17 protein-coding genes are annotated in these 13,060 nt (G+C 42.0%); 7 read left to right on the top strand and 10 right to left on the bottom strand.

Features of this window, described 5'->3' with window-relative positions; genetic code table 11:
* Window positions 1–92 precede the first annotated feature (92 nt).
* The 5 genes from N667_RS0110730 to N667_RS0110715 all read right to left on the bottom strand — a co-directional run bounded on the left by N667_RS0110730 (window position 93) and on the right by N667_RS0110715 (window position 5,106).
* The gene (locus tag N667_RS0110730) at window positions 93–2,531 is read right to left on the bottom strand and encodes an FtsX-like permease family protein (protein ID WP_027409572.1); all 2,439 of its coding nucleotides are present in this window, start codon (window positions 2,529–2,531) and stop codon (window positions 93–95) included.
* Window positions 2,528–3,205, bottom strand: coding sequence for an ABC transporter ATP-binding protein (locus tag N667_RS0110725; RefSeq protein WP_027409571.1), 678 nt, complete (start codon window positions 3,203–3,205; stop codon window positions 2,528–2,530). The genes N667_RS0110730 and N667_RS0110725 overlap by 4 nt, the downstream gene beginning before the upstream one ends.
* Before the next feature lie 157 nt (window positions 3,206–3,362).
* Window positions 3,363–3,737: a hypothetical protein gene (locus tag N667_RS19795; RefSeq protein WP_156936118.1), complete on the bottom strand. Its 375-nt coding sequence runs from the start codon at window positions 3,735–3,737 to the stop codon at window positions 3,363–3,365.
* Window positions 3,738–4,038: 301 nt separating this feature from the next.
* Window positions 4,039–4,281, bottom strand: a complete 243-nt coding sequence (locus tag N667_RS0110720) for a DUF2584 domain-containing protein (protein ID WP_027409570.1) — start codon at window positions 4,279–4,281, stop codon at window positions 4,039–4,041.
* A 45-nt stretch (window positions 4,282–4,326) separates the two neighbouring features.
* Window positions 4,327–5,106 (bottom strand): alpha/beta hydrolase family protein, encoded by a 780-nt coding sequence (locus N667_RS0110715; RefSeq protein ID WP_027409569.1) that lies wholly within the window; start codon window positions 5,104–5,106, stop codon window positions 4,327–4,329.
* Window positions 5,107–5,224: 118 nt separating this feature from the next.
* On the opposite strand from N667_RS0110715, the gene N667_RS0110710 reads away from it, so the two are divergent.
* Genes N667_RS0110710 through N667_RS0110700 form a run of 3 tightly spaced genes read left to right on the top strand, consistent with a single transcriptional unit; the run spans window position 5,225 to window position 7,787 of the window.
* A complete protein-coding gene (locus tag N667_RS0110710; RefSeq protein WP_084279138.1) occupies window positions 5,225–6,202 on the top strand; it encodes an ABC transporter substrate-binding protein in 978 nt (325 codons plus the stop codon).
* 18 nt (window positions 6,203–6,220) lie between these two features.
* Window positions 6,221–6,994: an ABC transporter ATP-binding protein gene (locus N667_RS0110705; RefSeq protein WP_027409567.1), complete on the top strand. Its 774-nt coding sequence runs from the start codon at window positions 6,221–6,223 to the stop codon at window positions 6,992–6,994.
* Window positions 6,972–7,787 (top strand): ABC transporter permease, encoded by an 816-nt coding sequence (locus N667_RS0110700; RefSeq protein ID WP_409978184.1) that lies wholly within the window; start codon window positions 6,972–6,974, stop codon window positions 7,785–7,787. The genes N667_RS0110705 and N667_RS0110700 overlap by 23 nt, the downstream gene beginning before the upstream one ends.
* Window positions 7,788–7,797: 10 nt before the next feature.
* On the opposite strand, the gene ytkD is transcribed toward N667_RS0110700, so the two are convergent.
* The 4 genes from ytkD to N667_RS0110680 all read right to left on the bottom strand — a co-directional run bounded on the left by ytkD (window position 7,798) and on the right by N667_RS0110680 (window position 9,934).
* Window positions 7,798–8,259 carry an RNA deprotection pyrophosphohydrolase gene (ytkD, locus tag N667_RS0110695; protein ID WP_027409565.1) on the bottom strand — a complete coding sequence of 154 codons (462 nt, stop codon included), beginning with the start codon at window positions 8,257–8,259 and terminating at the stop codon, window positions 7,798–7,800.
* A gap of 245 nt (window positions 8,260–8,504) precedes the next feature.
* Complete coding sequence (locus tag N667_RS0110690) at window positions 8,505–8,870, bottom strand: DUF2294 domain-containing protein (protein WP_027409564.1); 366 nt, start codon at window positions 8,868–8,870, stop codon at window positions 8,505–8,507.
* 285 nt (window positions 8,871–9,155) lie between these two features.
* Window positions 9,156–9,476: a hypothetical protein gene (locus tag N667_RS0110685; protein ID WP_027409563.1), complete on the bottom strand. Its 321-nt coding sequence runs from the start codon at window positions 9,474–9,476 to the stop codon at window positions 9,156–9,158.
* Window positions 9,477–9,538: 62 nt separating this feature from the next.
* Entirely contained in the window at window positions 9,539–9,934 is a 396-nt protein-coding gene (locus N667_RS0110680; protein WP_027409562.1) for a phage holin family protein, read from the bottom strand.
* A gap of 221 nt (window positions 9,935–10,155) precedes the next feature.
* On the opposite strand from N667_RS0110680, the gene ytzI reads away from it, so the two are divergent.
* The gene (gene ytzI, locus N667_RS19465) at window positions 10,156–10,326 is read left to right on the top strand and encodes a YtzI protein (protein ID WP_332248968.1); all 171 of its coding nucleotides are present in this window, start codon (window positions 10,156–10,158) and stop codon (window positions 10,324–10,326) included.
* Between the two features lie 12 nt (window positions 10,327–10,338).
* Here the strand turns inward: ytzI and N667_RS0110670 are convergent, their stop codons facing one another.
* Entirely contained in the window at window positions 10,339–10,812 is a 474-nt protein-coding gene (locus tag N667_RS0110670; RefSeq protein WP_027409561.1) for an S-ribosylhomocysteine lyase, read from the bottom strand.
* A gap of 160 nt (window positions 10,813–10,972) precedes the next feature.
* Between N667_RS0110670 and yidD the strand changes: the two genes are divergently transcribed.
* The 3 genes from yidD to N667_RS18595 all read left to right on the top strand — a co-directional run.
* Window positions 10,973–11,206, top strand: a complete 234-nt coding sequence (gene yidD / locus N667_RS0110665) for a membrane protein insertion efficiency factor YidD (RefSeq protein WP_027409560.1) — start codon at window positions 10,973–10,975, stop codon at window positions 11,204–11,206.
* Window positions 11,207–11,734: 528 nt separating this feature from the next.
* A complete protein-coding gene (locus N667_RS0110660; RefSeq protein WP_027409559.1) occupies window positions 11,735–12,676 on the top strand; it encodes a metal ABC transporter solute-binding protein, Zn/Mn family in 942 nt (313 codons plus the stop codon).
* Between the two features lie 118 nt (window positions 12,677–12,794).
* On the top strand, window positions 12,795–13,060 hold a 266-nt coding region (locus N667_RS18595; RefSeq protein WP_035098760.1), incomplete at its 3' end, for a transposase.

Raw genomic sequence — 13,060 nt, 5'->3', positions numbered from 1 at the left:
CTCAAATATGGTATTGTTCTTATCTAAATGGAAATATCTTTTGTGCATAGCGGTCCCTTTGAAGGGAATTACCGTTACGCCTGTTTGCTGCACTAAACCGTCTCCAATCGCCTTGTGCATACAATCGCTACAATCATCAATGCTAATACAAAAAACACGCTGCTCAGACCAATGGTAATCCAAATGAGCGAAATATGCAGCAAGTAAAGAACAGTGCCTGCAAGCCCTAACCCGAGAACCATCGCAGAAAGCGCCCATATGACAATTTCTTTCGCGAAATGCCACAATACGGTGTTGCGTGTCCAACCGATCATACGATACATTTGAAATTCACTTTTTCTTTCTCTTAATAATGTATTGATTCCTTCACTGACGCCGATAACGGCAAGATAGGCAGAAGACACAATAACGGAGATTTGAAACCAAAAAGTCACATCTCTCACATATTCCCCTAAGGTTGTTACTGCTGTTGTCTGCAAGGCAGAAGCCAAAGCGGATACCTGCACAGCCATCAGCACAGTCGAAAGCAGCAAAATTCCTGATGTCGGTACAATCCAACGCCGATAATAACGAAGCGAAGCAAAACGTTGATCAGCCACAATCTGGGGTGTTCCTTTCTCCCTCCGCTGAAGCAAATAAGTTGCCAGTATCAGTGAAAATGCCCATAGGCCCGCGGCTAATCCGTACAATGGCAAAGCCATGTCTAATAAGTATAAAATGCCTAAAGAAACAACGAAGGCAACCGTCATGAGTACATATTGCTCTATACAGTTCCTGTTACGAATGTGCTGCTCTCTCCATCCTATAAGGGCAAGCCATTCATTTTCAAGGACCAACACGTTTTTTTCAAAAGTTAGTCTCATGGCAAGCCAAAGCATCGCAAACAACGTAAAAAGAACTGTTGTTAAAAGATTCATATGATTCCATTTATATGTCAACTGCTGGGCTATTCCTAACGTCGTCCACGGTTCTTTGACCTTTCCGATTTTTTCAACATCAAGCGTCATTTCCTTAAACGAAGCGCCTGCCACTACATCTACTTCATATCCTTGCCTCAATAACTTCGTTGCGACTTTCTCTATTTTTTGTCGTGCCGCTTCATCGTATTTTTTGATTCCGGCTACGCGAATGCGAATCGCGTCAATTGGCTTCTTTCCTTTGATCAGTTCGGCTGATTCCAACGTCGTCACACCGCTGGCGGGTGCGGGAATAAAGCTGCCTGGAATGGTGGTCGGCGTTAATGTGCGGCCGTTTTCCGTCTTCGCCTCCATTTCGCCGTAAATGCCTAACGGGCTTGCTGCGAGTTTGCTGTGAGATCCTGTTTTAGGCGAAAACGTTCCTACCTGCTCAATGAAAAAAGGAATCTTAAAGGATGTTAACATTGAAACGCCACGTTTTTCTATTTTTTTATAAGATGGCGGCTCGCCAGATTGTACAACGTTCACTTTCGGAATCGAATCAAGGCGATGATAAGCAATTTTCGACGCTACATAATAAACGGACGTATCACTATCGGCCATATATCGTTGCGAGATGGAAGGCTGCCATTGATCGTTGAGAAGCAATGCCGTTCCATCAAACGGTTTTTGAAGCTTTGATAAATCTAAATCAATTGTTTTAGATTGGGTAGCGGGTTCCTTTTCTAGCTCCTTTAAAGCTGAAGTAACCTGCTCTGGTTGGGCTTCCATGAGCCATTGTCCTTTTTGTAAGTGAAGTTTGCGAAGATAATCCTCGGTACTCACATGAAGTGTATCGGCTTTTAGCCGAAGAAAAATAGGGATGTTCAAATTATCACGTTGAAGAACCTTTACAATTGGCGGATTTCCGTAATTTTTTAGCATTGCTTTTAATGCCACTGCTCTTGGATCTTGATTGTTATCCAATTCTAGCGGCTTCTTTAACTCGGAAAAATCAATGCCAGTTAATTGCTGTTCGCTTTCCGGATCAATGGCGGTTAAAAGGTAATAATTATCCGGCATAAGTATCATCATGGCTATACTAGAAAAATGAGACTGCGTCGATGGATTCACAATATATTGGATCATTCCAGGTCTAGACTGCTCAAAATAGGTGAGCATTCCGGGTTGACCGATTGGGTATTTCTTATATCCGTCTGATGTATAAAATTGATAAGTAAATCTTGTTGGATTTTTCAAAACAGGAAGTTCCAACGAAAGTCGCTTTCCGCGAAAATAACCTAACGAAGCGACTGGGGCAGCCACTTCGATCATTGAGTCCGCTTTAATACGCCTCCATTCCTCAATAGAAATGCCTCCTTTGCTGTCGCCAATATAGTTTTCTTCGACGATGCCAAGCTTTTTTTCCACTTGCGTTCTTGATGAGGCCGGGCGCACTAATAAATCGTATGTACCTCTTCCATATTGCTCAATGCTGTGATTCACAGTCGATTTTGCTTCCTTCGCTTGGAAAAGGCCAAATGGAATCAAAGTATAGACGCTGATTAGGGCGGCCAACATGGCAATAGTCGCCATTTTTCGATGAAAGAGGCGACTCCAAACCATTCGAATCATACCTTCACCTCATTTGACAGAAGAAAACCATCCTTTAACAAGTAAATATTGTCTGAATGAACGGCTACTTCCATATCATGAGTGACTAAAATAATTGTCTTCCCTTGTTTGGTTAGTTGGAGCAGAATCTCGATCACGTTATCACGATTTTCGCGATCCAAATTTCCTGTCGGTTCATCACAAACTAATACATCCGGATTGGCAATGAGCGCTCGAGCAAAAGCGACACGCTGCTTTTCCCCACCGGATAGATCATTCGGCAACCGAGAAAACAGCGGCTCCTGAATGCCAAGCGATGGCAGCAACACTTTCGCTTTTTCATATAGATCCTTCTTTTTTTCATCGTAATATAAAGGCAAAATAACATTGTCTAAAACCGAATAATATGGTAACAATTTAAAGTCTTGAAATACAAAACCGATGTGACGGCGGCGAAAATCGCTTTTTTCTCGTTCACTCAGTTGGTATATATTTACATTACGGTAATTGACTGTTCCTGTATCTGGTTTTAATAAGCCAGATATAATTTTTAATAATGTAGATTTGCCTGAACCGGATGGTCCAACGATCGATACCCAGCTTCCTTGGTCAATTGTAAGATCAATGCTGTTTAAAACTTTGATTTTATTAGAATGGTGCTCAAAAGATTTGCTGATGTTTTCTAGCCTGATCACTTTTTTCCTCCTCATCAATAAACGAGGCTGTGTAAACATTTGAAAGAGTCATGCCATGAAACATCGCGTATATTAGATTTCAGAAACGATGAATCATGAACTAGTCTCTTATCGAACAGCCTCGTTGTCACTTTACCCTATTTTCACTACGTCATCCTTAACGGTCTTTCAATGTCACACTTCCATAAACAGTTGTCGAAGAACCATTAGAAACATAAAGTGATGTATTCCATGTTTTTGTACTCAATGATCCTTTAGTATAGTAGGAACTATCAGTTGCAGAGTAATAGTTAGCTTGTGGATCATAATAGGATGTCGTCATTCCATTATAGTAAGATACATAATATACGTTCGTTGATCCACCTCCCCAAGATAACTTTTTTGTAAACGTTGCCGAAGAGCCTATCTTTGTTTCATTCGCAGGGCTAATGCTTGCATCAACAGGATAGGCCGCAGAGGCAGTCGACACGCTAATACCTAGTAGTAGACTACCTCCAATAATACCCAAAGATAGTTTTTTTAATAAATTCATAAAAATCCCTCTGTTAATTTTTTTATTTTTTGTAATATTAATACAATTATATTTTTTACTAAAATGTAAAAAATGTCAATATGATAGATGGAAAAATTTATAGATTTCTAGTAATACAAGTCATATCAGATAGAATCTCTAAACACACTCTTTTTATTTCCTCATAAAATTATAATTTGACCTATTCTAATGAAAAACAATTGACACAATCATACTAAAATCGCCATATACCTAAACGGACACTCTATATGCAAAAATAAAAACGACCTTGCCCTGTGGCAAAATCGTTTTGCTTCGCTGATTAGTTAATCGAATGCAGCGAAATCAACTCGTACGTCACAATCGTGCGATGATTGGCAAGTTCAATTTTTTTGACAACCGCTTGTCCGCTCGCTTCGCTTTGCAGCGTCCGTTTCACCTCAAGCGGAATATCGATCGGGTACAAGCGATACCCTTCTTTTTCTAGCACAAACAAATTATCTTCAATGCGCTTTTCTTTCCCCTTTGTTACAATCATCGTTTGAAACTCCAACGGCATCCCCATTGAACATACATCCTTTCCTATTCGTTCTCTCTTTATAGTACCAGACTATTGCCGTTTCATCCATTCCGCCAGCCGCCGCACCGTTTCTCGATTTTCTTTTGGCGGAAAGTAATGGGTAAAGTGAGGAAAATACCATGTTGTCACTCGTTTCCCCGTTTCCTTCAGCCGCCGTTCTAGACGATGTGCGTGTTCAATGGATACGTTTCGGTCTTGTTCCCCATGAATAATGAGAACAGGTGCTTCGATGTATTCGATGTCATAAAGCGGCGTGCGCCATTTATATCGGTTCGGATATTTGGTCGGGGTGCCGCCAATGACCCGTTTCATCATTTTTCGCAAATCGAGCCGTTCCCAATAAGTGAGCTCGATGTCCGATACCCCTCCCCAGACAACAACGGAACAAACGGAACGCTCTAAAATAGCGGTGTAGAGCGCCATCGCGCCTCCACGCGAAAAACCAAATACGTGGATGCGCTCACGAACCACTTTCGGGTGAGCTTGTAAAAGGCGAAAAGCAGCCAATGCGTCATAGCGGTCTTCTCCCACGAAGTCTTCGTTTCCCTCCCCACCTTGATTGCCGCGATAAAATGGGGCCATGACGACAAACCCTTCCGCTGCAAATTGCGTAATTCTCGCCAGGCGCACCTTCCCGACGTTTTTAATGCCGCCGCGAAGGTACAGAAACCCATCATAAGTTCCTTCCGCTTTCGGCTCCGCTAAAAACCCTTTCACCTTCAACCCTTGCGATAGATAGGTGACGAGAAACACATTAATATGCGGATTCGGAGATGGAAAACGCTGTTTCTCAATCATTTGTCCATCCATGACGTTCCTCCTTTTCATATAGGCATTCACACATTTTTTTCATCAGCATACGATAAGGTACATATCCACTTCATCATAAGGAGGTCTGACGGCCGTGAAAAAATGGATACGCATTACGATGATCTCATTTTTGGTTGTTGTTTTAGCCATTCCAATGGCTTGTGCCAAACAAGAGAAAGAAACGACAAAGGTCCGGGTTGCTGAAGTCACGCGCTCGATTTTTTACGCCCCTCAATATGTTGCCCTCTCTAAAGGCTTTTTTAAAAAAGAAGGGCTCAACGTCGAATTAACGACGACATGGGGCGGCGATAAAACAATGACGACTCTTCTATCAGGAGGAGCAGATATCGCCTTAGTCGGTTCAGAAACGTCGATTTACGTATACAGCCAAGGAACAAACGATCCCGCCATCAACTTTGCCCAATTGACGCAAACCGATGGAACATTTCTCGTCTCCCGCAAAAAAATAGACCATTTTTCGTGGGATTCACTAAAAGGAAGCGTGTTTCTTGGACAGCGAAAAGGCGGCATGCCGCAAATGGTTGGTGAATTTGTCTTAAAAAAACACGGCATCGATCCGCATAAAGATTTACAGTTGATTCAAAATGTTGATTTTGCGAATATTGCCAACGCCTTCGCCAGCGGCACAGGCGATTACGTCCAGCTATTCGAACCGACCGCCAGCATTTTTGAGCAGCAAGGAAAAGGCTATATCGTCGCCTCGTTTGGGACGGAGTCCGGCCATGTCCCATATACATCGTTTATGGCAAAACAAAGCTTTATCAAAAACAATAAAAATGCCATCGAAAAATTTACACGCGCCCTCTATAAAGCTCAGCAATGGGTGGAAGCTCACAGCGCCGCCGAAATCGCCCAAGCGATTCAACCGTATTTCAAAGACACGGATATTCAGCTGATTGAAAAAGTCGTGAATCGCTATAAACAGCAAGGTTCCTACGCCACAAACCCAATTCTTGACGAGAAAGAATGGAACAACTTGCAAGCGATTATGGACGAAGCGGGAGAGCTGCCAAAGCATGTTGATTATTCCAAACTCGTTAATACGTCTTTTGCGAAAAAAGCGATGGCTAAATAATCGTGGCAGGTGAAAATGATGAGCTTTTTAGTCGTCCACCGCATCAGTCATACGTATTTTACCGAAAAAACGGCTATTACCGCATTAGACAATGTGTCGCTTTCGATTGAAAAAGGAGAGTTTGTCTCTTTTCTCGGCCCGAGCGGCTGCGGAAAAACAACATTACTTTCAATTATCGCCTCGCTTATTCAGCCGACTGAAGGAACGGTCATGTTAGAAGGTGAAAAAATTCATTCCATTCATCCATCTGTCGGCTACATGCTGCAACAAGATTATTTGTTCCCTTGGAAAACGATCCAGGAGAACCTATTTCTTGGATTAAAAATTATGGGGATCGACACGGCGGAACGAAGGAAAAATGCGCTTTCGCTTCTAGAACGGATCGGATTACAAGGAACGGAACACTACTATCCGCAGCAACTGTCAGGCGGCATGCGCCAACGAGCAGCGTTAGTGCGAACGTTGGCCACCGATCCGAAAATATTGCTGCTCGATGAACCGTTTTCCGCGTTAGACTACCAAACAAAACTAAAATTAGAGGAACTCGTCTGGCAAACGCTGAAAGATTACGGAAAAACAGCCCTGCTTGTCACTCACGATATCGGAGAAGCCATCGCCATGAGCGATCGCATTTTCTTATTTTCCGCCAAGCCAGGGCGCCTTGTCCGCACTTTTCTCGTTCCGGGCGAATTGCGACAATTATCCCCGTTGGATGCTCGAAAACACCCATTATTTTCTGAACTGTTCCAATTTCTTTGGAAGGAGCTCGATTCCCTTGAAACAGCAAAATAACCGCATTGACGTTCTCCATCGTCGATACGTCGCGTCGCTCCGCAAAGAAAAACGATATGTACGCTTTTACCAGTTATTGATTTTTGTCGCATTTTTCGCGCTTTGGGAGGCAGCGAGCCACTATAGATGGGTCGACCCGCTTTTATTTAGCTCTCCGTCCGCCATTTGGGCATTATTTATCAAAAAGCTGGCCGATGGTTCGCTCCTTGTCCATAGCAGCGTCACCTTGTTTGAAACAGTGCTCGGTTTCGTACTAGGGACATTGCTTGGCACATGCCTTGCTACATTGCTTTGGTGGTTTCCGCGGTTTTCCAAAATTGCCGACCCGTACTTAGTGATTTTAAATGCCATGCCCAAAGTGGCGCTCGGCCCTATTCTGATTGTGGCGCTCGGCCCAAGCTTTTCTTCCATCATCGCAATGGGAACCGTCATCTCAGTCATTATTACCACGATTGTCGTATATACGTCGTTCCGCGAAGTCGACCCGAACTATCTCAAAGTATTGCAAACATTCGGAGCAAGCCGCTTCCAATGTTTTAAAGAAGCGGTTTTACCCGCATCGTTTCCAACCATTATTTCCACTCTAAAAGTCAACGTCGGGTTGTCATGGGTCGGCGTCATCGTCGGCGAATTTCTCGTTTCCAAACAAGGATTAGGTTACATGATTATTTACGGGTTTCAAGTGTTTCAGTTTACCCTTGTGCTATTAAGCTTGCTTATTATCGCTTTTTTGGCAACTGTTATGTATCAAATCGTTGCGTTCATCGAAAAAAAACTGATCAAAAATCGCTAGAGGCGTTCGATTATAAAGAACGTCTCTTTATTTCTGCAAGCGTGTAAGTGAGCACCTTATCTTTCATAATAAAGCTAAATCGCTCATCTTTCGTAAGATCATCCGGCAATTCATCAAGCAGCACGGGGCCGTTTGTTTCCAAATAAGTAGATTGTTTGCTTAACTCTTTCACTTCCGCAAAGTAAATATTTTTCGTCAAGGTTTGTCCAACTTGGTATTGCCCAATGTACGTCAGCCGTTCAACAATGCCTCCCGTCTCTTCCTTAACTTCACGGAGTGCCGCTTGTTCAGTCGTTTCGTTTTCTTCCCTTTTCCCACCCGGAAATTCAAGACCGCGCTCACGGTGATTGGTCAAGAGCCACTGCTGTTGATAGCGGCACACGACCCAGACGTGATCTGGCGTTTGCGAGAACGGGTGATCAGCAAACGACAACAGCACTTCATTCCCATAATAATCCCGAAAAGCAAACATAGTCATCAAACTCCATCGTTATAGTTTCCTTATTTATTATACTTGGATGTAGCTCATTTTCACTCTTTTCAATTCGCTGCTTTATCGTTAAAAAGTCATATAGCGCTTCTATTACAATGAAGCAGATTCGGGAGCACACGCTTAGACAAACTTTTGTAAAAAAACCGGAAACGCTTTTGAAGCAAAAAGTGTTTCCGGTTTTTATATCCCCGCGCGCGATCTATCATTGAAAGATCGGTCTATTTTCATTTTTGAAATTCTTCCTCAAAGTTGTCATTCAACAAAAAGACAATCATCCGTTCCCCAGTGCGAGTACTAATATCCGTATGAATGCTCACAACGTGCTTTCCTGTAATATTGGAAATGATTTCTCTTAGTTGCTCGCTTCCAGATTCAATTAAATCCGAGCGAATTCGTTTAATCGCTAGCAACCCTTCTCTTGTTTCCGCCAGCTTTTGTTCAGCAGGTGTTAAAATCCCTCGCAGTTGAACGATGATCATATTGCGAACAATATCTGTTTTTACAGATATCGGACCTCTTCCTAAATACTCCTTCTCCCATTGTGTCAGGGTGCGGCTAATTTGGTCTTCCATCTCTCCCTTAGATTTCATTGTGCGTTTCTCCCCCTTCTAAACAAAAACGGCATGCTCCACTATTCGCTAAAAGTGAAACATACCGATCCTGATCGGCTTTAACGATCCGACAAGTCCTAAAGCTTTTCGCCTTTGCCACGTCCTTTTATAGCAAAAACGCTAAAGCCATCTGTCGCTATAATTTAGCTATCAATCTCTCGGTTCAATTTATTTTTTATTATAATGAACCTCTGTTTTCTGTCAAGGGAAATAATCCCCTTTCTGTACTATAATAAAAAAGTCACCAAAATCGGTGACCTCTCTTCATTCTTCAACCCATCCCATCGAACGAATATGCTGTTTCGCTTCTTCATTTCCCAGCTTGTAAATCAACTGATAAATTTTTTTAAGCGTGTCATCGTACGCATCGTTTTCACGATCGTAATGATATTGTACATACGGAACGTGCGCCCGCCAAAACCCTTGCCAGTCAGTTGAGTAGTTTTGATCAAAATACTCGCGCAGTTGAATAATTTCATCGTCGGTGGCTTCAATTTGAAAATCCCATGGGGAAGCCGTTTTCACCTGAGAAATTTCACCGTGGGCCATCGATACGTAATACGTTTTCTTTTTTTGCTCCGCCACGCTACCCATCTCCTTTTTCGTCTTTCTTATTCGTAGTGTGGACGGTACAAGAAAAATTATGCCTATTTAGACTGATCTTTCAGTAACGTAATCGTTTTTTTCAAAAAGTCAGGAACAGGCAATCCTGCTCTTCCCACATTCTCCACAATGGAAATCGCTTCATTCATCATGTAAAAAAACACAGTAGCGTTACGAATAAAATGATTGTCCCATCCAATTGCCAAATCAAGCAAATGAGATACGACGACTAAAACAAAAATGAGCAGCTTGCGCACAATGGCCCAAAAACCAAATGCGCTTGAAAGCTTTCCTTCGAGAGCCCCTGCGACAATGCCTGTTACGTAGTCAATAACGACAAAACAAACTAAAATAACAACTAATAAGTCCAAGCCCCCAAATAGGCATGAAACAAATGAACCAATCAACGAAACTCCTAGAAAAAGCGAATATTTATTCACTTCTTCCCCTCCTTTCATCCTTTATTTATCTTATGAAATTAGGAAGAAAGGAGCATAGGTATATACCCAATCAATAAAAAAACTGTTCTCTTTCAATCAATCTTCTGGGCTCTACTTCTATTGGCCATATCCAATGAACCTCTCCCACCTACACGTCGTTTCAAGAGTTCTCGGTATGTATGTTAAAATAAAAGAAAACAAAGAAAGCTGGAGAATTGAGAATGATGTTTACGATTTTAGCGATTTCGATCATTATCATTATTGTCGTACTTGCGTTGGCGGTAGCGACCACTTCAAAAGCATACCAGTATCGACATACCGTTGACCCTGTCGACAACAATCCCCATCTTTCGAGAATCGAAGAAAAAGAAAAAAATGAAGGCGAGTCATAGCCGCCTTCATTTTTATCCAAATACTTTTTTTAGTTCCTCTTTATCTTGCTCTAACCAAAAACGCATTAAACGTTTGGCACCTTCTAAGTCATGAAGCTTCGCTTGGCCGCATTGCTGCTCTGTTGCCGCTGGAACTTCAGTCGCGTTTACGGCATCTTTCATTGTATCTTCAAGTAAATCGATAATTTCCTCTACTGTTGGAGAGCCGCTGACAACTAAGTAGTAGCCTGTTTGGCAGCCCATTGGCGAAATATCGATAATGTCAAAATGATCGTATTTCTCCGCGTGCTTTCGAATATTGAACGCAAGCAAATGCTCAAGCGTATGGATCGCATCTGGCTTCATCGCTTGCTTGTTCGGTTGGCAAAAACGAATGTCAAATTTATTCACAACCCCATCGCTGCCGACTTTATGAACACCGCAATGTCTTACATACGGGGCTTTTACAGCACAATGGTCGAGTTCAAAGCTTTCTACTGAAGGCATCGTATCACTCCTATAATCATTTTCTAAATACTATGATACACATAAATCCGATTTTTTTCATCAATTTTATATGAATTACTCAAAAGGCAGTAAAAGTGATGTCCTGCATTATTTATGATACATTGTTTATAGTACATTTTATTCGCTAGGTGTGGTTCCAATGTTCAAACAGCTATTCATCGCTCTCATCCGTTTTTATCAAATCGCTATTTCTCCTCTCAAGCCGCCGACATGTCGCTTTTACCCAACATGCTCTCATTACGGCCTTGAAGCGATTAAGCGATTTGGAGCCGTAAAAGGCGGATGGCTGGCGATCAAGCGCATTGCCAAATGCCACCCATTTCATCCAGGGGGATTCGACCCTGTTCCGGAAAAATGGGAGGACCGAAAATAATTTATCGCTTGTATAGCTACTCATAACTAAATCTAACGTTTCTGTACACATCATGTCAATTAGAATGTTCGGGTCCAATAGGCGCAAGCGATGCCATGTTTTTTGAACATCTTGCTTATCTTATGCTTCGTTGAATCATTTTTCCCATCATTGCCTGTGCTGATCACATCATTTTCGTGCATTTTAAGCTATGCCGAGCGCTGCCAGACGAAGCGGAAACAATCATCCTTATTGTGTTAACTATTTTCATGGCGCTATTTTTCGCCTACATGAAAAATCAATCTTTTGCGTATGCACATTGCGCTAATAGGGATAAGGATCGGGATGATGACCTCCTCTCACCTATGTTTCGCTTAGAGACGGGAAACTTCTCGGTAAATATGCTGAAAACCCCTTATTTTTCCTAAAAAATAATCACTGTTAGCTCATACTTTATTTAAGAACGTCTATTCAAATCGTAACGATTACGATATAATAAACGAGGAGTGCTGACCTTCTGCCTTGTAAAAATGAGAAAGGGGAACGTTCATGAAGCGAAAAACGCTTTTATCTATGATTCTTGCCATAACAATGGTACTATTTGGCTGCAATAAACAAGAGGCATCGCCAAATGTAAAAAAACATAAAAACACGCTTATCGTTTATACAACCGTTTATCCGTTGCAAGATTTCGCGCAAAAAATTGGCGGCAATTACATAAAAGCTGAAAGTATTTACCCTCCTGGGGTCGAAGCACATACATTTGAGCCAACAACCGAGACAATGAAAAACTTGGCCGATGCGGATGCATTTATTTATGTCGGTAAAGGAATGGAAGGATTTGTCGACCAAACGATTCAAATGCTAAAAGACGAACATGTAAAATTGATCGAAGGAGCGAAAGGGATTAAACTTCTTGACTCTGCCCATGAGCATGATAGCGATCATGAAGCAGAGCGCGCCCACGGCGATAAAGACCCGCACGTTTGGCTTGATCCCGTTCTTTCCATTCAAATCGCCGAAAACATTAAAAATGCGCTTATCGAATTAAAACCAGAAGCAAAAGAAACCTTTGAGAAAAATTTTGCTTCTTTGAAGCAGCAATTGCAACAGCTTGATCAACAATTTCAAACAGTCACTAAAAACGCACGAAACAAAGAAATTCTTGTTTCTCACGCTGCTTACGGCTATTGGGAAAAGCGGTACGGCATTAAGGAGCTAAGCATCACCGGCCTTTCACCAAGCAACGAACCGTCACAAAAAGAGTTGGCACAAATCGTTAAAATAGCCGAAAGGCATCATATCCACTATGTTATTTTTGAACAAAATGTCACGCCTAAAGTGGCGGATGTTGTAAAAGACGAAATAGGCGCAAAGGTGCTCCGCCTTCACAATTTAGAAACGCGGACAAAAGAAGATGTAGAAAAAAACAAAGACTATTTTACGCTTATGAAAGAGAATATAAGTGTATTGAAAAAAGTGCTTCAATAACGACACGCTGCCGTATGAATACGGCAGCGTGTCAGACTGTTGAAAAACGATTTTGTCAACGACAAAATCGTTTTTTTATGATATATATGAAGGAAATACCGATGAGGAGAGCTCCCCTATGTATTCCTACCGATCGAATTTAGAAATTCAAGAAAACCGTCGAGCGTATGAGTCCATGGTCGATTCGAATCATGTGTTGGTTCAAATCGATCGTTTCATGGATTGGAATCATGTGTATCGCTTACTCCAACCGTTTTACTCGATGAACACAGGCCGTCCTTCCATCGACCCTTTAATCTTGGTAAAAATCCTCATGATCCAATACCTAGAAGGGTTTCGTTCCGTTCGATTTACCTGTAAACAAATCCAACAACACATGACCTA

This window comes from Anoxybacillus tepidamans PS2, from assembly GCF_000620165.1.
Classification (GTDB): Bacteria; Bacillota; Bacilli; order Bacillales; family Anoxybacillaceae; genus Anoxybacteroides; species Anoxybacteroides tepidamans_A.
The sequence above is the reverse complement of the archived record's forward strand: the minus strand, read 5'-3'. Positions and strand labels throughout refer to the sequence as shown.

Bases quoted from the DNA above. Each gene is read 5' to 3' on its own strand.
- N667_RS0110730 (WP_027409572.1), bottom strand. From the start codon at position 2,531: ATGATTCGAATGGTTTGGAGTCGCCTCTTTCATCGAAAAATGGCGACT.
- N667_RS0110715 (WP_027409569.1), bottom strand. From the start codon at position 5,106: ATGGATGGACAAATGATTGAGAAACAGCGTTTTCCATCTCCGAATCCG.
- N667_RS0110705 (WP_027409567.1), top strand. From the start codon at position 6,221: ATGAGCTTTTTAGTCGTCCACCGCATCAGTCATACGTATTTTACCGAA.
- N667_RS0110670 (WP_027409561.1), bottom strand. From the start codon at position 10,812: ATGCCTTCAGTAGAAAGCTTTGAACTCGACCATTGTGCTGTAAAAGCC.
- N667_RS0110710 (WP_084279138.1), top strand. From the start codon at position 5,225: ATGATCTCATTTTTGGTTGTTGTTTTAGCCATTCCAATGGCTTGTGCC.
- ytkD (WP_027409565.1), bottom strand. From the start codon at position 8,259: ATGTTTGCTTTTCGGGATTATTATGGGAATGAAGTGCTGTTGTCGTTT.
- yidD (WP_027409560.1), top strand. From the start codon at position 10,973: ATGTTCAAACAGCTATTCATCGCTCTCATCCGTTTTTATCAAATCGCT.
- ytzI (WP_332248968.1), top strand. From the start codon at position 10,156: ATGATGTTTACGATTTTAGCGATTTCGATCATTATCATTATTGTCGTA.
- N667_RS19795 (WP_156936118.1), bottom strand. From the start codon at position 3,737: ATGAATTTATTAAAAAAACTATCTTTGGGTATTATTGGAGGTAGTCTA.
- N667_RS0110690 (WP_027409564.1), bottom strand. From the start codon at position 8,870: ATGAAATCTAAGGGAGAGATGGAAGACCAAATTAGCCGCACCCTGACA.
- N667_RS0110660 (WP_027409559.1), top strand. From the start codon at position 11,735: ATGAAGCGAAAAACGCTTTTATCTATGATTCTTGCCATAACAATGGTA.
- N667_RS0110720 (WP_027409570.1), bottom strand. From the start codon at position 4,281: ATGGGGATGCCGTTGGAGTTTCAAACGATGATTGTAACAAAGGGGAAA.